The organism is Streptomyces sp. NBC_01217 (genome assembly GCF_035994185.1).
Lineage (GTDB): Bacteria > Actinomycetota > Actinomycetes > Streptomycetales > Streptomycetaceae > Streptomyces.
This window is the reverse complement of sequence record NZ_CP108538.1, coordinates 7255475-7275506: the sequence shown is the minus strand read 5'-3', so window position 1 is coordinate 7275506 and position 20032 is coordinate 7255475. Positions and strand designations below refer to the sequence as shown.

Sequence of the window (20032 nt, the reverse complement as noted above, 5' to 3'; positions counted from 1 at the left end):
CCCGCCGGCACACCGCCGCCAGCTCACCCCAGAGGAAACGTAGTTGAAGATCGTGCTGATGTCCGACCCCCGTGTCGCCGCCATCCCTGTCCAGGACTGCGGCGATGAACTCATCGACATCCGCGCATCCGGCCACCCATCCGCCTCAGCGTGGACGAGGAGGTCCACCGCCTCCCCGGCCGGCACGGCGTCGACTACCCCGAGCACACCTACTTCGATCGAGAAGCGGCCGTCGGCGCAGCGGCGCGCGCAACTCGTGCAGCACCTCCGTTTGGCCGACCCGCGTCCCTCTGGCCAACGGCGTCAAAGACTGATTCCCCCGGCCATCCCTCCGAGAAGCGACGCCAGGTCTTCGGCTATTGCAAGCAATGTCCGGTCCGAGTAAGACGGCCCCACAAGCTGCACGCCGATCGGGAGCCCCTCCACGTTTCGCGCAACAGGTATGACCAGGCTGGGTAGACCAACGTGGCTGGTGAGGTTGGCCCAGCCGGTCTGGTCGAAGAAGTTCCACTCGACGCCATCGACCGTGAAAGCGCGGGTGCCGGCCGGGATTGCGGGAGTGGGGGCGGCCGGGGTGATGAGTACATCGTGCTCGGCGTCGGCGAAGAACCGCTGCCAGGTCTCCCTAAGCCGGAGGCGCTCCTCGTTGGCGCGGAGCCAGACTCGGTGCGTCTGCGTCCGGCGCCGGAGAATGGCAGCCCGTGGGCTCGCGTCATCGTCTTGCAGATTTCGCGCTGCCGCGAGCTCGGCCGCGCCGGCTTCGTCGTCGGTGGCGGCCGTCGCGGTGGCGTGGAGGAGCTGCTCGAACAGTCGGAGAGAGTCGGTGAAGCCGACCGGTCCTGTGGTGCGGCGGACGTTCGTGCCGGCGGAGGCTAGTGCCTGCTCGACGGTGGCAAGAGCATCGGCAGTTTCGCGGTCGACGGGGCAGCGTGCGTCCTCGGCCCACACCGCCACGCGGAGCTGGCCGATGCCGCGGTACGCCGTGGGCAGTTTAACGCGCCAGGGGCTGTTCTCGGCGGGTGACGGTGTTGTCAGCGCGTCGAGGAGCAGATCGAGGTCGCGGGGGTGGCGTGCCAGGGGGCCGGGGGTGACCATGTCGCTGCTGGTGATCCATCCCGGCGGGCGGGGGATGTGGCCGCGAGCCGGGACGAGTCCATGCGTGGGGCGCAGGCCGTAGACGCCGCAGTAGTGAGCCGGAAGCCGCAGTGAGCCGGCGAGGTCGCTGCCGAGGTCGGCGGGAGTCAGGTGGGCGGCGACCGCGGCGGCGGGACCGCCGGAGGAGCCGCCGGCGGTGCGCTCGGAGTCGTGGGGGTTGAGCGTGCGGCCGAACAGCCTGTTGTCGGTGTGCAGGTCCTGGCAGTACGCCGGCGTGTTCGTCTTACCCATGATCACGGCGCCTTGATGGCGCAGCCGGGCGACCGCGTCGGCGTCCCGTGCGGGTACGTGATGAGCCAGGTCCTCGGCGCCACTGGTGGTGCGTAGGCCGGCCGTCTCGAAGCTGTCCTTGATCGTGAGGGGAAGGCCGTCGAGGGTCCCGCTGCTCTCGTTCCGGGCGCGGCGTTCGTCTGCCGCTCGTGCGGCGGTCCGGGCCGCGTCGTCGTCACGGGTGACGACAGCGTTGACGTGGCAGGCATCAATCCGGCCGAGATGGAGGTCGAGCAGCTCGCGGCTGGAGATCTCGCGGCGGTCCAGTGCCTGGAGCTGGACGTGGGCGGGCTGGTGGGTGAGGTCGGTCGTCATGCGGAGACTCGCTCAAGGTGGGGGGCTCGTGCGGGCTGGCGGCGAAGGTGGCGAGCGACATCGAGGAGAGCGTCGATGTCGTCCATGGGCCGACTGGTCTGGCGTTCGGAGTCGGCGAATTCGGTGAGCTGGTCGGGAGCCGGACGGGCGCCTTCGGCCCTGGCGGCGATTCCGGCGAGGATCTGGTCGGCCGTGACGGCGGCCGACAGCTCCTGGCCGCGAAACCCTCGGGCCCGGTGGTGGGCTTCGCTGGCGTCGCGGACTGCGGCATCGAGGTACTGGCGGATCACGAACCGGCCGTCCCGGATTTCGACTGCTCGGCGGTAGAGCCGGATCGCGATGCGGCGGAAACGGCGCCTCTGAGCCGGGTCGACTCGATCGATCGGCAGCTCGATCTCAGGCGCCTCGCTGTAGAACGCCAGCCATAGGGGGCGCAGCCCGTAGTAGCTGCGGTACTGCTTAATCCGGTACTGGACGCTCTGGGCCTGGTCACTGATGGTGGGCACGAGCCAGCCGACGAGCGTGAGCATGGCGCCGACATCGCCGCAGGTCCAGGCGAAGCCCTCCCAGTCTGAGATTGAGGTGTCAAAGGCACCGGCGATCACGTTGCCGATGCGGACCGCGCTATATCCGAGGGTGACGGTGGCCCCGAGGGCGACGACGCGCAGGCCGTAGCGGACGGACCCGCGGGTGCTGCGGCGGGCCAGGCGCCAGCAGGCGCGGGCGAGGAACAGCTCCCCGATGGTGTAGGCCATGACGTACAGGGTGAGGTACGCGGCGTACCAGCCGTTGTGCGCGTAGTACAGCGTGAAGTCGATCGGATGAGGCGCGCTGGGCGTCAGCAGGGCGAACAGCACCAGCAGCCCGGCGATCACCGAGAAGCCCGCCCCGAGCCACCGGCGACTCCGCTGGCGGGCGACCTCGGGCGGGGATCCCCAGTAGGTGAGGACCACCTGCTGGCAGGCCAGGAGCGCGACCACGCAGCCTTGCGCGAGGGGCACGGAGAGGTTGACGGTGCCGAGGACTCGGTCGAGGTAGTTCCACGTCGGCGTGATGGAGAACAGGAACGACAGTCCTGACAGCAGGAAGACGGCGGCCAGCGCAGTGGAGGCGGGGTCTCGGCGGCGGGTCGGCACGTCCCGCAGGAGGCAGAGGAAGCCGAGCGTGGCGACGACGAGGCTGATCGGATGGAGCAGGTCCTTCACAGCCGGGCCTCCCGTCGACGCAGAAGCGTGTGCGTGACCCTGTCCTGCACCTCGTCTCCGGAGGACTCGTCGCTGCGCAGCCACCGGTCGATGATCCGGCGCTGGAGCAGCGAAGCGAGGAGTTCGGTGTCCCGCTCCTCGTCCTCGTCGTACTTGGCGCGCCCCAGCATCATCTGCACGGTGGCCGGGTCCACGCTGGTGATGAAGGCCGGGGGCAGCGCGGACACCGGTCGATTTTCGTGGTGGCCGAGCAGGAGGTGGCTGAACTCGTGGGCGATGATGTGGTCCTGGTGCAGGGAGCTGGTCCGCGGGTCGTAGAACACGAAGACGGCACTCTCCGTGACGGCGCATGCCCCACACACCGAGGGCGCCTGCTCCTGGGGCTCTAGGACCACCTTCCGTCCGGTGCGGCGGGAGACCTCGTCGCTGAGATCGCGGATATTGGTGACGTGCGGGAGCTTCAGCGCGGCCAGGATGTCAGGCCGGCGCGGCCTACGTACAGACCACATTACTTTTCCTTGATCACTTACTGAACTAAGGCCGTTTTACGCGCCAGTTGAGGGCGGCAACCCCTCGGATTTTCGTACACTCTCGACGATCCCCAGGACGGCGTCTTTTCCGTCTGCGGAGACGTCGGATAGGCGAAGAAGAACGTTCTTGATCTTCGCGTCGCGAAGCAGTGCGAGCAACTCAAGCTCCTGCACGGTCTTTTCAGCGACGGCATCGTCGAACCAATAGGCGGGATCCACCCCGAAAAACCCTGCGAGCGCTTCGAGATGACGCTTCGTCGGGTTATCGCGCTGCCCCGTCCGCAGGAGCCACAGGTACTGGGCCGACAGCTTGCCCAGCCCCCGCTTCTCCATCAGTTCGGCCACTTCAGCGTTGCTGAAGGGGCCGCGATCGGGCGGGTGCACCGTGTCGAACAGGCGGTTTAGGCGGTCCATGAGCCCCTTGGGGTTCACCTGACCTTCGGTCGGCTCTTCCATGATCCTTTCCCGGGCGGGCTTCGTGGGCACTTCAACCACCCTACCCCGCGATAAACACCAGTTGACGGGCCGATCCCGCGTATGGAAAGTTCTTCCTCACCGGCACGTTTCCGTGTGGCGCGCACCGCCCGTTTCAGGTCGGCCTGCCCGTTTCTACCGGCAGGAGTATGCCGGGCGACGTGGCGCAAGCCACACTCACTCAGCGACATACGTCACGTCTGGCGCACAAGGCTTTGATCTTCGACCGGAAAGCGCGGGAGGCGACAGTGGAAACACCTCATCCGCATCGCATTTCCGTCGCAGGAAATACCAGACACCCGCTCCAATTCGGACACAATGGCACGCTATCGACGTTTGGGGCAACCGCGGCAACGGTGCTCCTCGACGCCAGAGGGCGGCCCGCGCCGAGCCCCACAGACGGCTCCGGCGGCAGATCGTGCGGTGACTCTCTGCAACCAGTACAGAGTTTAAGAACCAAGTCTGGATCTTGACACGGGTCCGTGCGTATGTTCGTCGTCCCCGGGCAGCCCGCCCGCGACTGACGGACGTGAGGAGCCAGCAAGCACGGACCGGACCGATTAGGTCCCGAATAACAGCGACGGCGCCCGAGAGCGAACTCCCGGACGCCGAACGCTAAGCGGCATACCCGCCCCGGCAAGGGCGGAGATTGCCCACCATCACCACGCTGAGTCCTTCCGAGGGGCGCATCAGCATGGCAACACTGCAAAGGGGATTCTTGCATGCCTCCTGCCCTGCGCAAAAGGCCCTTCCGTCTGGCCTGCGCGGCAGCCACCTCCGGCCCGTCGCCTTCCCGTCCCGGGCCCGAGCACACCACCCCAGTCTCAGCGGGCCGCCGGCCCCGCCCCGTCAACGGGAGCGGCCGATGAGCAGCGACGCCCGCGAGTGGGTGTGGGAGCACAGCTCCAGCCGAGGAACCGCGCGCCTGGTCCTGCTGTCGATCGCCGACCGGGTGGCCGACGAGCAGTGCGTCTCCTGGGCCTCGCTGTCCAGCCTGGCCAAGCGCACGCGCGCTTCCGTCTCCACAGTGCGCGAAGCCATCGACCGCCTGGTCCACGCCGGTGAGCTGGAGCAGCTCGACGACCTCACCGGCCCGCAACGCAGCACCGTCTACCGCCTCCCCCTCGCCGCCAAGGCCGTGGCGGAGACCGCTGAGGAGGACGAGGGCGCCGACCAGGTGTCGGAGGAGGCGCCCGAGGCCGCCCCGACGTTGCGGATCTCGGCCCTGCGACGGTGCGGAATCCGCCCGCGTGAGGTGCCGGAATCCCCCACGAGGGTCCGGAAACCGGCAGTACCGGAAACCGGCAGGTCCCGACGGAAACCGGCACCTCGACGTACCGGAAACCGGCACAGCGATGTACCGGAAACCGGCACACAGAACCGTAGTGAACCGGATTTGAACCGTAGGTACAGCAGTGGTGCTGCCGTCACCTCGGCTGCCGAGTGGCAGGTCGACCCCGCCACCCGCACCTGGGCCCGCCAGCAAGGACACCTCGACCGCCTCGGCGAGCAGGGCCTGCAGGCCGCCGATGCGAAGTGGCGTGCCCACCGCGCCGACTTCAAGCCGCGGCCGGCGGATGCCTGGGCTGCCGACTGGCGCTCCTGGGTCGCCCGAGAGCACGCCCCAGGGCGCCCGAACCTCTACGCCGTGCCCGGCAAGCGCCCCGCCGCGCCGAGCGGCATGACACGGGCCGAGGCCCACACCGCCGCCCTCCTCGCCGCCCTCGACGAGCCGACCGGAACGGAGTAGCCACACCGTGGACCGCCGCGAAATCGCCGCCCTTCTGGCCTACATCGGCCGACTCGACCCCCGCACCATCCGCACCGACCAGGGCGAGGCCCGCGACCAGCTCGCCCAGTGGCACGAGTTGCTCGGCGACGTGCCGATGGCCACCCCGCACGGCTGGGACGCCCGCGTCGCCGCCCGCCAGCACATCCGCACCTCGCCGTACCAGATCCTGCCCGCGGACGTGGCCCGTCCCTGGGAGAGCTACCGGCGCGACCGCCTGGCCCGGCACTCCGATCCCACGCCGTCCGTCGACCCGGACGACCAGGCCGCCTGGACTGCCGAGTTGGTCGGCACCCGCCGCGCCGTCGCCTCCGGCGCCGCGCAGCCCGTGCAGGCCCGGGCAATCCCCAGCGGTCGCGACGGGATCGACCCGAAGCTGGAGGCGAGGCTGCGGGAGATCGGCTCCTGCATACCGCCCGCCGCCCGTGCAGCCCTCGCGCCCTACCGGCCCGCGCGAGCCGCACGCGAGGCCGCCGTCGCGCAGGGGCTGCCCGACGCCCTGAGCGTCCGGTGCGAGTGGTGCCTGGCCCAGCCAGGCGAGCCGTGTCGTCGCCGCCGGATCGGTCCCGACGGCGGAGCGCGCGGAACTGCCCCGCGCGCCACCCCGCATCCCGGCCGCCTAGACCTCGCCGCCGCCCAGCGGGCCCAGCCGACGGAGCAGGTCCAGCAGCCCGCCATGGCCTGACCGGCGCATCCGACGCGTGCATCCCGTCCGGTGCACCGCCACCGAACATCACCGTCCTGCGGCGCACGCCCTCGCGCCGCAGTCGGCACCCGACGCCGCGCTCGCCCATGACCGCCCCAGCCGGCAGACACGGCAGCACATCGGAGACCCCCTTGCGCCACATCACCACCCACGACGCGCCGGCCACCGGCCTGCGCGGCATCGGAGACACCAGTTGGCACAGCCGCGGTGCGTGCCATGGCATGGACGTCGAGGACGCCGACGCCGTCTTCTTCCCGCTCCCCCGGGACCACGAAGCCATCGCTGAGGCGAAGGAGCTGTGCGGCTGGTGCCCGGTACGCCGCGCCTGCCTCGACTTCGCCCTGGAGAACGTCCTCAAGGAGGGCATCTGGGGCGGCCTCACCGAAGCCGAGCGGCGTCCCTGGCACGACGGACTGCCCCAGCGCCTCGACTACCGACGCGTGACGGCCTTCTTCCGGGGACGCGACGTGCACCTGACCGAGGCCGAGCGGCAGGTCGTCATCGACCACGCCTACGTACGGGGCTGGCGGCCCGACCGGCTTGCCGTCGCCCTGCAGATCAGCCACAAGCACGCCCGTGACCTGCTCCGGCAGGCCGCCAACAAGGTGCTCGACCGCGACCGCAACTACGGCGTGCCACGGCCCAAGAAGAAGCGGAAGAAGACCACTCCGGCAGCAGGCAGCCCCGCGCCCGCCGCACCCGGCACTCAGCAGCCGGTAGTCCGTCCGGCAGCGTCGACTTCGGCGCACGCCCCTCTCGGAAAGGCCGCATGACCCACCCCGTCCTGGCCCTCAGCGCCTCTCCGGACCTCCCTCTCCTCCTCGCCGCCGGCGTGCCCGCCGCCCTCGTGCTGGTGCTGACCGCCTGGACGGTCCGGCGCCGCGGAACCCGCCCGCAGAAACGTCTCGGCGGTCCGGCGGTCAAGGTCGCAGCCCTTGCCGCGCTCGGCTGCACCTGCTACTCCGCGGACACGAGCTGGCGCTTCGCCGCCGACTATCTCGACATGGCCGGCACCGCCGAGCGGGCCGGGATGTTCGCCGCGGCCGAACTGGCGCTCTTCGCGACCGCGCTGATGGCACGGCAGAACCTGGCCACCCAGGGTGCTCCTGGTCTGCCGGGCATGCTGGTCTGGGTGATCACCGGAGTGCAGGTGATCCCCGCCTATGCCGAGAGCGGTCCTATCGGCGGCACGGTCCGGGCCTTCGTCGGGCCGGTCATGGCGGCGATGCTGTGGCACCTCGCGATGGGGATCGAGCTGCGCCTGCGGACCCCGGGTGCCGCCTCTCACGGGCTGATCGCCGTCCTGGGGCGGGAGGCCCGCGAGCGGCTCCTGTCCCGCCTCGGCATCGCCGCCCGAGACCGCGACGCCGCGCAGATCACCCGCGACCGGGCCACCAGCCGCGCGGTCGCCCTGGCCGCCCGTCTCGCCGAGCGCACACCCGAGCAGCAGCGGAGCTGGCGCGGCCGGCGGCTCACGCGGCGCCTGTCGAAGGCTGTCGGCAGGGCCTCGGTCGGCACCGACCCCCTCCAGCGCGCGCAGCTGCTCGACCAGCTCGCCGCCCGTCGGCACGCCCTCGCGCTCGCCACGGTCCCGCTGCCCTCTCCCTGGTCCCCGGCGCGCAGCACCGCAACGGCAGCCACGGTCCCCTCGCAGTCGACCTCGAAAGCGCCGGTCCCCGTAGCCGGTCCCCACGGTCCCGACGAGTCGGGCGCGGACCGGGGACCGAGCGACCCGAGGGGACCGGTCCCCGAAATTGCGGACTTGAAGGCGTCGGCAGGCGCGGGGACCGAAGGCGGCGACGCGGGGACCAGCGTGGGGACCGAGGCCCCAGAAGCAGACGCGGTCCCGGGGACCGGTCCCGCCACTCCGGAAGCCGCGGAGAGGGACGCCGCAGGCGCGGGGACCGACCGCCCTACGCGAGAAGTACCTGCTCAGGGCCCTGATTCGCATCGGGGACCGACCGCCGCGGAGTCGGGGACCCAGCCCACCGGGAACCGGGGACCGACCGCCGCGGAGTCGGGGACCCAGCCCACCGGGAACCGGGGACCGACCGCCGCGGAGTCGGGGACCCAGCCCACCGGGAACCGGGGACCGACCGCCGCGGAGTCGGGGACCCAGCCCACCCGGGACCGGGGACCGACCGACACCGACACGGGGACCGAGCCCACCGGGGACCGGGGACACAAGGTCCCTCTCCAGCGGAAGACGACCACGAAGACCAGGACGAAGAACAAGGGGAAGCGCAGCCGGTCCCGCACCCCGCAGACACAGCGCCCGCCACGCGAGCCGGAGCAGTCGGTGGACCAGCTCGTCCAGCAGGTCCGCCCCCACGTCCCCGCCCTGCTCGCACGGGACGGCAACGAGTCCGTCACCCGAGTCCAGCTGCGGGAGATCCTCCGCCGCGAGGGCCTGAGGGGCGGCCGGAACGACCGGCTGAGCCTCGTCCTCCAGGAGCTGCGGAGCGACGACACCACGAAGACAAGGAGCACCGCCCGATGAAGACCTGCCACCAGTTCGACACTTTCCGCGCGGAGTACGAGCGGGAGATCGGCTTCATGCTCGCCCACTCCAAGCGGCACGAGGGCAGGCCGGCGGCGAAGTCCAGCGCAAAGCAGGCTGTCTCGACGAAGCAGCGGATGGCCCGGGCGCTCAACAGCCACGTCGGGCGCTGCCCCGAGTGCGGTTGACCCGAAAAACCCCCAGCTCAACGCCCCTATCCGCAAAGGGTGGCCCGGCTCCGTGCCGGGGCACCGCCCCGCTTAAGGAGGTACGCCGTGATTCCGCGTCCCCCTCGTTCATCCGAGCCCACCACCGCCGAGGGCGGCGCCTGGGCGGACGTCCTGGTCCGCCGGCGACTCCTGCACGCCGCCGTCCTCACGCCGACCGGCCAGTGGCTCGCCCAGGGCCACCCCGACGGGCCAGTCCGCGTCCTCACGGGACCGGCCGACGTCCTCGCGCTCGCCGCGACCATCCAGCACCACACCCGCTCCACGAGGTCCGAATCCCGATGACGAACCCCACCCGGAACGGCAACACCCCGGAACCAGATCCCGACTCCAACTCGGTCTCGGGGCGAGCAAGATGGAGGTTCGGACACTCCCCCGATGGGGCAGCGTCCGAACCAGTGCCCGCCCCTGGGGTGGCGGGGCCCGACTGGCACCAGGGGGCGCCAGACGGGAAGGCTGCGACCGAGGGCGGATCGCAGCCAAAAGCCGCCCACAAGGGGCGGGCCAGGGGGCGAGCGCGTCCGCGCGACAAGAAGCAGCGACGCGCGCACAGTGTCCGCCTCAACCCGTCCGAACACGCTCTCATCCAGGCCGGAGCAGACACCGCCGGTATGAGCGTGGCAGGGTTCCTCGCCTACGCCGGGCTAGCCATGGCCCGTGACCAGTCCCGTACGGCCGTCGCCATCGCCACCGAACGCGACGTGCTCACCGAACTGTTCGCGATGAGGCGGCAGCTCGGCTGGGCCGGCAGCAACCTCAATCAAGTAGCCAAGATCCTCAACTCCGGCGGTGACGTTCCCCAGCTGACCCAAGTGATGGCCGACGTTCACCGGGCGGCCGACGCGGTGAGGATGGCTGTCGACAAGGTAGCCAACCGGCAGGCAGACGAGGCGCCTTGATTCCACAGATCCACAAGCAGGGCAGCCACACCCTGGGCCTGCTGTACTACCTCTACGGCAAGGGAACCCACGAGGAACACGTCGACCCGCATCTCGTCGCCTCCTTCGACGGCATGTCGCCCGACCCCGGACGCGATACGACAGCTACCAAGAAGGATCTCGGGCAGCTGCTCGACCAGCCCCTCCATCTCCTCGCCGCGGACCAGCGCCCCGACAAGCACGTGTGGCACTGCTCGGTGCGTGCCGCGCCCGACGACCCGATCCTGACCGACGAACAGTGGGCGGACATTGCCCGCCGCATCGTCGCCGCCACAGGGATCGACCCGCGCGACGGCGCGGGCTGCCGCTGGGCCGCCGTGCGACATGCCGACGACCACATCCACATCGTGGCCACCCTCGTGCGCGAAGACGGCCGACGCCCCGACCACCACCGATCCGGTAAACGGGCGCAGGCCGAAGCCCGTCTCATCGAGAAGGAACTCGGGCTCCGACAGGTCGCCCCCGGCGACGGCACCGCCGCACAGCGGCCCACCAGCGCCGAACGCCACAAGGCCGAACGCCAGGGCCGCGAGCGCACCGCCCGCGAGGAACTGCGCGAAACCGTACGGCGCGCGGTGACCGGCGCGAGGAGTGACGAGGAGTTCTTCGACCGGCTCGCCGCCGCCGGCCTACTGATCCGCAAGCGCGCCGCGCCCTCCGGCGACCTCCTCGGATACAAGGTCGCCCTGCCCGACGACCTGAACAAGGACGGCGAGCCGGTGTTCTACCCCGGCGCGCGCCTCGCCCCCGACCTCTCGCTGCCCCGCATCCGGGAGCGCTGGTCCGGCGACACCGGGACCGATCCGACTCCCCGGCAGGAAGAAGCAGTCCGCACGGGGCCGGGCACTCCGGCCGCCGCCCGCCGCAGGACGGCATCGGCCGCGTGGCAGGCCGTGCTCGTCGTCGAGCACGGCGACGACGCGGTCGCCGCCGCACACATCGCAGCGGCCGGCGAGGTCCTGGACGCGCTCGCAAAGACCTCCGCCGCCCACACACGCCGCGAACTGCGCGACGCCGCAACAGCGTTCGAGCGCGCCTCACGCTCCCACGTACGCGCCGTACGCGGACACGACCGAGCCCTGCGACAGGCAGCACGCGACCTCATCCACGGAGGGCCCGCCCTCGGCCGGGGCGAGGACGGCGCCACCACCGCGATGGCAATCGACATGCTGTTCTTCCTGATCACCGCTGCCGCGCACTGGCACGCGAGAAAGGGCCACGCCCAGCAGGCCGAAGCCGCCGCCCAGGCCGCCGAGCACTTGCGCACCGCCTACCAGCCCGCCGCCGCCCAGCCGCTCGGCGTGCTCTGCCAGCGCGGCCGACGTCTGAGCCGGCCGGTGCTCCAGCGGCAGACCGTGCTGCTGCGCGAAGCGCTGCCGAGGCTGGCCGAGCAGATCCTCGCCGAGCTCGGCTGGTACGCCCTGGCCGCGACCATCGCGGAAGCCGAAGCCGCCGGCCACGACCCGGCCGCGCTCCTGTCCGACGCCGTAGAGCGTCGCGAACTCGACACCGCGGGCTCGATCAGCGATGTGCTCGTGTGGCGGCTACGGCGGACGGCTGACCTGCCCGCCGACGTCTCGGCCCTGTCCGAGAACGGCACGGCAGGTGGTCGGCCCGCAACGCGCAGGGCGGCGACCCGGCCCTCCGTACCCGGCAGACGCCGCAGCGGGGAGGAGACACCGGGCACGTCCCGGTGAGCCCCTCCGAGCAACTGGCGTGCAGCCTCAGCGCACCACCGAGAGCAGGGACAGCGCCACCACCACGCTTGCGACCCACAGCATGGTCGTCCGCCACACCGGACCTCGGCGGCGAGCAGGCCCCCCTCGTTGTGGGTCGCGGGCACGGGCACACACGCAGGAGGAAGGGGAATGGCGCAGATGCGGCGAGTCGAGCCAGTAGCCATCGTGAAGTTGGGCAGTAGCGGACGACGAAGTGTGTTCGGGCACACCGGGCGAACGTCGCTCCGCCGCGCGGAGACACGCGCCGTGGCCAACTCGTCATCTCCGGCCGCAAAAGGCGAAGAGACCCTTGCTGACCTGCCCGAAGGTGACTGTGGACTTTGTGAATTGAAACCGCCAGGGGCGTAGGGCACGATCATGAAGCGAGTAGGACGAGGCAAGGGAGGACGCCAGGGTGTTTCACCGAATACGCCGCAGGGCCAAGGGACCGAGCGAGGCGCAGCGCCAGTTCGCCGAGCTGTCGGCGCGGCTGCAGAACCAGGTCCCGCCGGGCTTCGGGGTGCCGCCGGCCGAGCCGGAGCACACCGAGCCGACCGCCATGGTGGACGACTTCCTTCCGCCGGAGCTGCGCGTGCCGAGCCACGACCAACTCGACGGCAAGATGATGCCGTGGAAACAGCCGCTCGTCCTCGACGGCGAGATGGCCGCCTGCCCCGAGTGCGGCGCGTACCGGGACTGGCTCATCCTCTCCACCCGCGACCAGATCTGGCTGCGCTGCCGGGCCGGACACCAGCAGCAGGAAACCCGACTCGACACCGCCTGGTACAACCGCAACAGCGGGCCTGCGGACGCCACACACGCCACGTTCGAGGACTGCCTGCGCCACCTCGGGCACTGACCACCACCCCTACGACCCCACCGGGCCCGCGGGCCCGCACTGACCACCCGTCGCCTAGCACCAAGGGGTCAGTTCCGCCATGCGCGTTCGCGTCGCCACCACCGCCCTCGGCATCACCGCCGCTCTCCTCGCCGTGCCCGCCTGCTCCACCGACACCACCGGCACCAAGCCCGACACCGCCCACTCCGCCCGGACCGGGAAGCCGGCCGACACCGTCCAGAAGGCCGCCGTGCTCTCGTCGGCCGCGCTGGAGACGCGCCTGCTCAACGAGAGCGACCTCGGCAGCGGCTACCTGCGCAAGCCGGAGCGCCCCGCACAGCACGACGACGTCACCGTCATCGGCTGCCCCGCCCTGAGCGAGCTGGGCGGCGACGCAGCGACCGGCGGCACGCTCACCTTCCCCCGCAAGGCGAAGGCCACCTTCACCTACGGCGGCAGCTCCTCAGAGGTCTCCGAGGAGCTGTACAGCGACAGCGCGAACAAGCTGTCCCACGACATCGGCCGGATCTTCGACGCGATGACCGGGTGCCCGAGCTATCAGGTCGTCGCGGGCGGCACCCCCATCGACATGGCCTCACAGAGGCTGACCCCGCCCCAGGGTCTCGGCGACGAGCAGTGGAGCCAACTTCTGACGTTCTCCACCGGGGGACGGAGCACCGTGGTCAAGCAGACCGCGATCCGCGACGGAAGCCTGCTGCTGATCGTCTCCGGCTCCCCGGCCCTCGTCGACCGTCACCTCGACAAGGCCCTCACCAAGGCCACGGCAACGAGCTGACCTGCCCATCCGCCATGCTGCTGCCTCCGACCACCGTGGGTCGGGGGCAGCAGTGCGTTACTGGCCGACGCGCTGAGCGGCGCGAGCAGCCTGGCCGGGGACCCAGGCTCGGACCTGGCCGGGCTGTACGTAGAGCACGTTCGGGTTGTGGCTGTGCGGCCCGTAGCCGCTGGAGGCATTGACCAGTAGGTAGGCGCCTGCGGGCACGTGCCAGTTCCAGAACCAGGCGTCCTGCCGCCGACCGGTGTCGCACCAGGCCACCACGGCCCTCGAGCCACGGCGTCCGTGCTGGTAGACCCGCGTCACCTGGAGAAGTTGCCCTTGCCCGGAACTCCTCTGCTGCTGGAATGCCTGCTACTGGGCGGCGAGGGCGGCCGTGCGCTTGCGACGTGAACGAACCGCCAGCGTGACCGTCATGGCGGCGACGAGAGCGACGGCAACAAGGGCGCCGGGGCTGGGGTGCATTGCCGCATCCTGCATCATGCCGTCACAGGGTGGCAAACCCTTGTGGACATCGATGAGCGGGCACGTTGTGCACAGCGACTGTTGCGGTCCGGGAAGCAAGAAGCCCGGCGCCCTCCAATTGGGAGGAGCCGGGCTGCGTGCGTCGGGAGTTGAGGGCGGGATGTTAGATGGCTGGCGCGCGCAGGAGCCGAGCCTGGGTGGCCTCGGGGAGCACCCGGCGCAGGACCGGTGCGGTCGAGCTGAGGGAGGCGGCGAAGTCTGCCACGAGGTCGTGCGGGACGCTGGCCCCGAAGGAGGCCGCCCACAGGCAGGGTGCGGCGAGCGCGGGCTCGGCCCATGCTTGCCATCCGGCCGGACCCGCCTCGTCGGCCTCGGTGGTCAGGGCGCGCGGGTCGGCGTCCTGGATGAGGGGCGGCACCTCGCCGAGGCTGATGTGCGAGGTGAACGTGGGGTCCGTTGCCGCCGCCTGCGGCTGGTCGATGTCGCGGAGCCAGCCATGTGCGGCGACGGCGTCGAGGACCAGCTCGGGGCCGGCGAGCGACACGGCGGGTTGGTCGCGGGCGTCGAGCGCGACGAGGAAGTCGGTCACGGCCTCGCCGGGGACGTCGGTGGTGAAGTAGGACGACCACGACGCGAGCGGGCTGCTCGTGTCCGTGCGGGCCGAGATCTGCCAGGCGATCGGCAGGTCGCCCAGGTGGAACGGCTCGTCCGCCAGGCCCCACTGCGCCCAGCGGAGGGCGTCGGGGCTGATGTGCAGGACGGTGCTGCGAAGGACCTGGCGGTCCTCCGGTGCTTCGTCCGGCTCGTGCCGTCCGCGGACGATCGTCAGGCTCGTCCAGCCCAGGCCGGAAAGCGTGTCGGCGACGGCGTCGTAGAGGCGCCCGTCATCACCGGCCAGATGCCGGGGCCCGACCCAGAACGCGGGCTGGCCGCCGGGCGGAGTGGAAGGGTCGAGCGGGAAGTCGGGGTACAGGGGCGCCTCCAAGGGCTCGGTGCGGGTCTAGTTGCCGCCGGCACGGCGGCGGGGACGGCGCGGGGGTGCCTGGACAGGGCCCTGCCACGTCAGATCGACGGCGACCTCGGGGGGCAGATGGCCGAGCTGGGCACTCTCGTCCCGCCCCTCGGCCAGGTAGACGACGGTCCGCCCGGTCTCATCCACCGACTGCACGACCTGCGCCAAGCGGTGTGCCATCGGAAAGAACGGGTTCATGGCCTGGCGGACCGGAGCACTCCGGTCGCAGGCGGACAGCAGATCGATGAGATCACTGACGGTCATCTCCGGGGACGTCACGAACAGCCTCCTGGGTGAGGGGAAACGGGGAGCGAAGGAACGGGCCGACGGCCGGCAGTAAGCCAGCCCTCCGAGTGTGAGCTGCCGGTGGACACGCACGGTCATACGCGACGCGAGGTCTCCAGCACGCGCGCTACGGCGGCGGCGACGACGTCGGCCGGCGTCTCGGTGTCGAACGACAGGTGGTAGCCGGGCACCTTGGCTGTGCCGGTGACGGCGATCGTCCATCCCTCGCCGTCGGTGCCAGGGCGACCGAGCGGGAACCAGCCGAGGTAGAAGCGGCCGTCCTTCGAGCTGACGTGTACGTCCGCGCGGTCGTCCACAATCAGGTGGAAGTCCTCTGCGGAGAACTGGTCCATGACGAGCGAGGGCTGTCCGGGACCGAGCTGCCACTCGCGCAGCCGCAAGGCTTCGACGGTCGTTGAGAAACCAGGGCTCACGGGAGCCACGGTCACGAGCATCACCTCTCTGACCTGGGGTTTCTTGCAAGGTCGTTTACCTTGACATGCCTTCGCCCACGTTGGCCAGTCTTTCCGCGATCTTCCCTGTCTGCCCCCGGCGAACTGCTGTCCTTCGTCATCCAATCCAGGCGTTTGACAGCGAACCCAGCCGCTTCGGCTTCTCTGACAGTGAATCTAGTCGTGAGGGGTGAGGACGCTGGGTGCGGTATTGCGGCATCGGCTGGGGCAAACAGCGCCGCGCTGTACGTCGAGGGGCCTGTGTAGAGGTGTACTCGGGCGTTGTCGGCGGTGTTCGTTGCTGGAATGTGCGAAGACCGGGTTCGAGGACCTGCTTCCGGTTCAGCCGTGTCGGTGGGGCCCAGTCGTTCTGGCCGCACTGGCGCGACGGTTCGCGTGAGCGTCGGCATGTCCGGCACTGCCTCGTGCGGCGGGCGAACGGCTCGGTCCGTAGTCGTCGGTGTCTGCTCCGACAACTGGATCGCGCAGAGCGACGTCGAAGGCGGGGTTAGCGCGTTCCCGTGAGACGTTGGCTGCCCTGAGGGCGGACGAAGAGGACCACGAAGCGCGCTCGCGTTATGGCGACGCGCAGGAGGCGTCTCTGGGCGCGCAGACGTTCAGGGTCCCATCTGGGGTCGAGCAGGGTGCCTGTGTAGGGTCCTTCGACGATGACGACACCGTCGAATTCCTTGCCCTTGGAGCGGTGCATGCTCATCAGGGAGACTGGCTCTGGCGCTTGTTGGGCTGCAGTGAGGGATTCGGCGGCAAGGACGGCGCGGACTGTGGCTGCGGCTTCGCTGTAGGCGGACTGGCCGTCCCAGGCATCAGACAGGCCCCAGGCCATCGCATCGGTAGCGTGGAGTAGGCGCAACAGGCGTGTGTGTTTGAGGACTTCTCCGAGTTCGCTGGAGCCGCGGAGGCGGTCACGCGCGGTCTGCCAGTCGGCGACCGGTTGCCCAATGTAGGAGATCCCAGCATCGTAGGCAGCGGTCACGGCCTTGACGCTCTTGGAACGGATGGTCTTGCCAGACGTGAATGCGACGAGCCCGTTCTCCAAGGGTTTGATCTTGCCGCGTGCGCCGACCGTGCCGCTGGTCAGCTTGACCCGGTAAAAGTCGGCAAGGGACTGCACGGTCCGGGCGACAGCCTCCACGCGAGGTAGCCCTGGCCACTCCATGATCGACGCGACGACGTAGCCAGCCGCTGCGGTCAGTTCGGGATCCCATTGCAGAGCGTGCTCAACTGCAGGAAGTGTGATTTCTCCGGTGTCGGTGTCGGTGTCGAGGGTCTCGGACACCTGACCCAGCAGGGAGTTGACGCTTGCGAGGACGGCGATCGTCGGTGTGCGCCCCAGCTGGGTGGCGAGGTGATCCCGCACGGCGACGACCCCCTTGTGGACACGGGTCTGCCAAGGAACGCCGTAGCCAGGGGTATAGGTCCAGGTGCGGACGTTGTCTGGCTGAGGGTGGAGGGTGTTGTTCAGGATGGCGTTGGCGTAGTCGAGCAGTCCGCCGCCGGGACTGCGGTGGTTGTCCTTGGACAAGTCGAAGGGCTTGGGGGCGAGGTGCGCCACGGCGTCATCGAGGCGCTGCTCTTCAACGCCGTCCAGGTGGTCGAAGATGCGCTGGTCAGGGTCGGCGAGGCAGATGACGGTGGAGGTGCCACTGAGAGCCTTGATCACGCGCCACTGGTCGGTGTTGGTGTCCTGAAACTCGTCGACGATGATCAGTGGATAGATGCTGCTGTAGAGGGCACGCAGAGCGGCGCTACGCTCCAGGAGGGTCGCCGTTGTGCCAGCGAGGAGGTCGAAGACGTAGCGGCCCTCCTCAGTCGCGAGGCGATGGCGCTCGCTCTTCCAATCGCCGTCGAAGTCCGCCTGGATCTGCCGTTCGCGGTCGGGCGCGATGAACGAAGAAGGCCGGCCGGTGAGCAGTCGTCCGTGGCTGCGTACGACGTCGAGGAAGAAGGCGTGAAAAGTTCGTACTTCCAGGCGTTGGCGGCTGGCCCGGTCCAGGACTCCGGACATCCGGTCCGTGATCTGGCGTACGGCGGCGCGCGAGAAGCTCAGGAAAGCTACGCGCTGTTCGGGTTCGAGGGCGGCCAGCCTCGTCTGGGCCTTGAGAAGAGCGATGGTGGTTTTGCCGCAGCCTGGGCCCCCGACGATCAGAAGGTGGCCGGGAGCATCGAGGATCTCTTGCCGGACCGGGTCAATCTTCATCGGTCTCGTCCGAGTGAGCTGTGTCGCTGGTTTCTCCCCCGCTCGCGGAGGTCCCCAGATCGCGGTCGATCTGGAGAAGGAGATCGGCCAGTGCAGCGGGGAGTTGGCTGCGGCCCTGGCACTCAGCGATGAGCAGCGCGGCATAGCCGTCACCCTTGCGGGCCCACAGCACGTCATAAGTGAGGGCGCTCACGGCCGGGTCCGTGGCAGACGGGTCGGGGCGTGCACATCCGGAGGGATAGTCCGTGCGCTGGGCCACGGTGGCGAGAAAGCGACGCTGGGCGTCAACCGGCACTTCGGCGACCAGCAGCTTCTCGACGCTTTTGTAGTTGAGCACCGTGTAGTGCGTGAAGTCGGCAGTCTTGGCCGCAGCCTTCGCGTCGAGCGGCTTGTCGGGCTGATCGTGGATCCCGTAGACCGGCTTGCCCAGTCCCTTAAAGACGGGGGCGAACAAGGGCACAGAGACGTCGTTCTGAGCGTCGAAGATCGTGACGCCAGCAAGGTCCAGAGGGACGTAGCCTGTGACAGCGGGGTCCGCTTCCAGCACGTCCGAGACGGCCGGGAACAGGGCCGCTTCCGCAGCGCCCTCCACCACCAGTACGGCACGGCCCAGGACAGCCTCAGCGAACTGCCGGCGGTTGTCGCGGTACTTTTTCAGCTTGAAGTCACCGGGCAGGACGACACGGTTGCTGCTGAGTGCACCCTCTGAGTCGCGGCCGATCATGACGATGCGGGAGGGCTCGAACTTTTCGATCACGTACGGCGAATGAGAGGTGACGATCACCTGGCCCATGCGTTTGACCACGAAGTCGATGAGACGGCGCTGCGCGTGCGGCGGGAGCGCTATCTCCGGCTCCTCCATCGCGAAGATCACCGACTTGTCGCCCTTGAGTTCGGCGATGTAGGTGAGTAGGGCGAACACCAGCAGGTTCAGCGATCCGGTGCTCAGCCGGTTGAACGGCACGGCGTGCGGCCCGGGCTGGGTAGCGATGAACAGGCGCAATACCTCACGCAAGTGTTCACGGGTGAGTTCAGACGCCTTCAGATCGACCGGATCGGCAGTGTCGCCGAGGCTGACAAAGCGGTCGACACGGTCGCGTATCTCGGTACGGATCTTTCCGAAACCAGATTCGGCCGCGGCGACTGCGACTTGCTCCAGATCACGAAGCGCCTTCTCCCACAGCGGGCCCGCCAGCTCTGCCTCCAGCCGGACGATCGTGTCCAGGAGGGAGCCACGCTGAAAAGTAAGTGCTCTGCTGCCGGTACGGTTCGGCCGCAGATAGAGGAATCCGCAGTGCCGCTTGTCCTCCCGGGTGAAGGATTTCAGCCCTGCGCCGAGCCCTGTCTCCTCCCCGTCAAGGACATCCGGGACGCTCTCGGGGTGCGCGAAGAACGTGCCCCCGATGAAGTCGTCCTCCTGAGGGTCGTAGCGGCCGAGGAAGACCACCGGCAGGCACCATTCGCCGGTCTCGGCGTCTTCGACCGCGTCGGGGACCGTGTCGAGGAAGTCGCTCGTCCGCGCCGACCAGCGGCGCAGATGGCTGCCGAACCGGCGCTCAGCGGCGTCGGACAGACGGGTGAGGACCACCTCGATCCTCACTTCGGGCAGCTTGCCCTCCCGTTCCTGATAGCACCCGCCGTAGAAGTCGTACTCGTCGACCACGGGCCGTCGGAACATGCGCTCGGGCCCAAGTACGAGCTCCAGCCCCTCACAAACAGTCGACTTGCCGACGCTGTTCGAGCCGACCAACAAGGAGTGGCCATCCAGGAGAACAGTCCCACCCTTCACGCCACGGAAGTTCTCCAGGGTCACGAGCTGTACCTGCATGCTGCTCCCTCTCTTCGAGGGAGCAGGGCGCAGCTGACTTGCCGCCCCTGGCGCTTCCTCGCGCGAAGGCCGTCGCCACAGGACAGATCGAAGCATCCCCCGACGAAACCGAGACGATTCTACGACAAGCGGGATCTTCGTACCGCCTCTATATGCGAAGAACGCAGCGGGTGCACGAAGCTGCGGGGTAGTCCCTCCGCTATGCACGTGTCGCCGTCTGCGGAAGGCCGATCAGCAACAGTGGGCGGGTACAAGCGGGTGAACCGCGTTCCCGCCACGGCCGAGCCGTTCCCCGGCACACGAGGAAGGCC

General features: G+C 69.6%; 20 protein-coding genes. 10 read left to right on the top strand and 10 right to left on the bottom strand.

Annotated features, from left to right (window positions below):
- Window positions 1–303: 303 nt before the first annotated feature.
- From OG507_RS32475 to OG507_RS32460, 4 genes are read right to left on the bottom strand one after another with little or no spacing between them, the layout of a single operon-like run.
- Window positions 304–1740 carry an amidase family protein gene (locus tag OG507_RS32475; RefSeq protein ID WP_327370665.1) on the bottom strand — a complete coding sequence of 479 codons (1437 nt, stop codon included), beginning with the start codon at window positions 1738–1740 and terminating at the stop codon, window positions 304–306.
- Window positions 1737–2945: an MAB_1171c family putative transporter gene (locus OG507_RS32470; protein WP_327370664.1), complete on the bottom strand. Its 1209-nt coding sequence runs from the start codon at window positions 2943–2945 to the stop codon at window positions 1737–1739. The genes OG507_RS32475 and OG507_RS32470 overlap by 4 nt, the downstream gene beginning before the upstream one ends.
- Complete coding sequence (locus tag OG507_RS32465) at window positions 2942–3454, bottom strand: hypothetical protein (protein ID WP_327370663.1); 513 nt, start codon at window positions 3452–3454, stop codon at window positions 2942–2944. Before OG507_RS32465 ends, OG507_RS32470 begins: the two co-directional genes overlap by 4 nt.
- A gap of 36 nt (window positions 3455–3490) precedes the next feature.
- Window positions 3491–3931, bottom strand: a complete 441-nt coding sequence (locus OG507_RS32460) for an XRE family transcriptional regulator (protein WP_327370662.1) — start codon at window positions 3929–3931, stop codon at window positions 3491–3493.
- Window positions 3932–4814: 883 nt separating this feature from the next.
- Here OG507_RS32460 and OG507_RS32455 point away from each other — a divergent pair.
- From OG507_RS32455 to OG507_RS32410, 10 genes are all read left to right on the top strand, one after another.
- Window positions 4815–5699: a helix-turn-helix domain-containing protein gene (locus tag OG507_RS32455; protein WP_327370661.1), complete on the top strand. Its 885-nt coding sequence runs from the start codon at window positions 4815–4817 to the stop codon at window positions 5697–5699.
- Window positions 5700–5706: 7 nt separating this feature from the next.
- On the top strand, window positions 5707–6423 hold the full coding sequence (locus tag OG507_RS32450; protein ID WP_327370660.1) for a zinc finger domain-containing protein: 717 nt from the start codon (window positions 5707–5709) through the stop codon (window positions 6421–6423).
- Between the two features lie 152 nt (window positions 6424–6575).
- A complete protein-coding gene (locus OG507_RS32445) occupies window positions 6576–7217 on the top strand; it encodes a WhiB family transcriptional regulator (RefSeq protein ID WP_327372176.1) in 642 nt (213 codons plus the stop codon).
- Window positions 7214–8944, top strand: a complete 1731-nt coding sequence (locus OG507_RS32440) for a hypothetical protein (protein ID WP_327370659.1) — start codon at window positions 7214–7216, stop codon at window positions 8942–8944. The genes OG507_RS32445 and OG507_RS32440 overlap by 4 nt, the downstream gene beginning before the upstream one ends.
- Window positions 8941–9132 carry a hypothetical protein gene (locus tag OG507_RS32435; protein ID WP_327370658.1) on the top strand — a complete coding sequence of 64 codons (192 nt, stop codon included), beginning with the start codon at window positions 8941–8943 and terminating at the stop codon, window positions 9130–9132. Before OG507_RS32440 ends, OG507_RS32435 begins: the two co-directional genes overlap by 4 nt.
- 87 nt (window positions 9133–9219) lie before the next feature.
- Complete coding sequence (locus OG507_RS32430; RefSeq protein WP_327370657.1) at window positions 9220–9456, top strand: hypothetical protein; 237 nt, start codon at window positions 9220–9222, stop codon at window positions 9454–9456.
- Window positions 9453–10070, top strand: a complete 618-nt coding sequence (locus tag OG507_RS40545) for a plasmid mobilization protein (RefSeq protein WP_442811053.1) — start codon at window positions 9453–9455, stop codon at window positions 10068–10070. The genes OG507_RS32430 and OG507_RS40545 overlap by 4 nt, the downstream gene beginning before the upstream one ends.
- Complete coding sequence (locus OG507_RS32420) at window positions 10067–11806, top strand: relaxase/mobilization nuclease domain-containing protein (RefSeq protein WP_327370655.1); 1740 nt, start codon at window positions 10067–10069, stop codon at window positions 11804–11806. Before OG507_RS40545 ends, OG507_RS32420 begins: the two co-directional genes overlap by 4 nt.
- Before the next feature lie 436 nt (window positions 11807–12242).
- The gene (locus tag OG507_RS32415) at window positions 12243–12686 is read left to right on the top strand and encodes a hypothetical protein (protein WP_327370654.1); all 444 of its coding nucleotides are present in this window, start codon (window positions 12243–12245) and stop codon (window positions 12684–12686) included.
- A 79-nt stretch (window positions 12687–12765) separates the two neighbouring features.
- Window positions 12766–13461, top strand: a complete 696-nt coding sequence (locus OG507_RS32410; protein WP_327370653.1) for a hypothetical protein — start codon at window positions 12766–12768, stop codon at window positions 13459–13461.
- A gap of 57 nt (window positions 13462–13518) precedes the next feature.
- Here the strand turns inward: OG507_RS32410 and OG507_RS32405 are convergent, their stop codons facing one another.
- The 6 genes from OG507_RS32405 to OG507_RS32380 all read right to left on the bottom strand — a co-directional run bounded on the left by OG507_RS32405 (window position 13519) and on the right by OG507_RS32380 (window position 19721).
- Window positions 13519–13767 carry a hypothetical protein gene (locus tag OG507_RS32405; RefSeq protein WP_327370652.1) on the bottom strand — a complete coding sequence of 83 codons (249 nt, stop codon included), beginning with the start codon at window positions 13765–13767 and terminating at the stop codon, window positions 13519–13521.
- A 322-nt stretch (window positions 13768–14089) separates the two neighbouring features.
- Complete coding sequence (locus OG507_RS32400; RefSeq protein ID WP_327370651.1) at window positions 14090–14911, bottom strand: DUF317 domain-containing protein; 822 nt, start codon at window positions 14909–14911, stop codon at window positions 14090–14092.
- Between the two features lie 15 nt (window positions 14912–14926).
- Window positions 14927–15217: a hypothetical protein gene (locus OG507_RS32395; protein WP_327370650.1), complete on the bottom strand. Its 291-nt coding sequence runs from the start codon at window positions 15215–15217 to the stop codon at window positions 14927–14929.
- A 101-nt stretch (window positions 15218–15318) separates the two neighbouring features.
- Window positions 15319–15672 carry a DUF317 domain-containing protein gene (locus OG507_RS32390; RefSeq protein WP_327370649.1) on the bottom strand — a complete coding sequence of 118 codons (354 nt, stop codon included), beginning with the start codon at window positions 15670–15672 and terminating at the stop codon, window positions 15319–15321.
- A gap of 511 nt (window positions 15673–16183) precedes the next feature.
- Window positions 16184–17893, bottom strand: a complete 1710-nt coding sequence (locus OG507_RS32385; protein ID WP_327370648.1) for a UvrD-helicase domain-containing protein — start codon at window positions 17891–17893, stop codon at window positions 16184–16186.
- Window positions 17883–19721, bottom strand: coding sequence for an ATP-dependent nuclease (locus OG507_RS32380; protein WP_327370647.1), 1839 nt, complete (start codon window positions 19719–19721; stop codon window positions 17883–17885). Before OG507_RS32380 ends, OG507_RS32385 begins: the two co-directional genes overlap by 11 nt.
- Window positions 19722–20032: the final 311 nt, after the last annotated feature.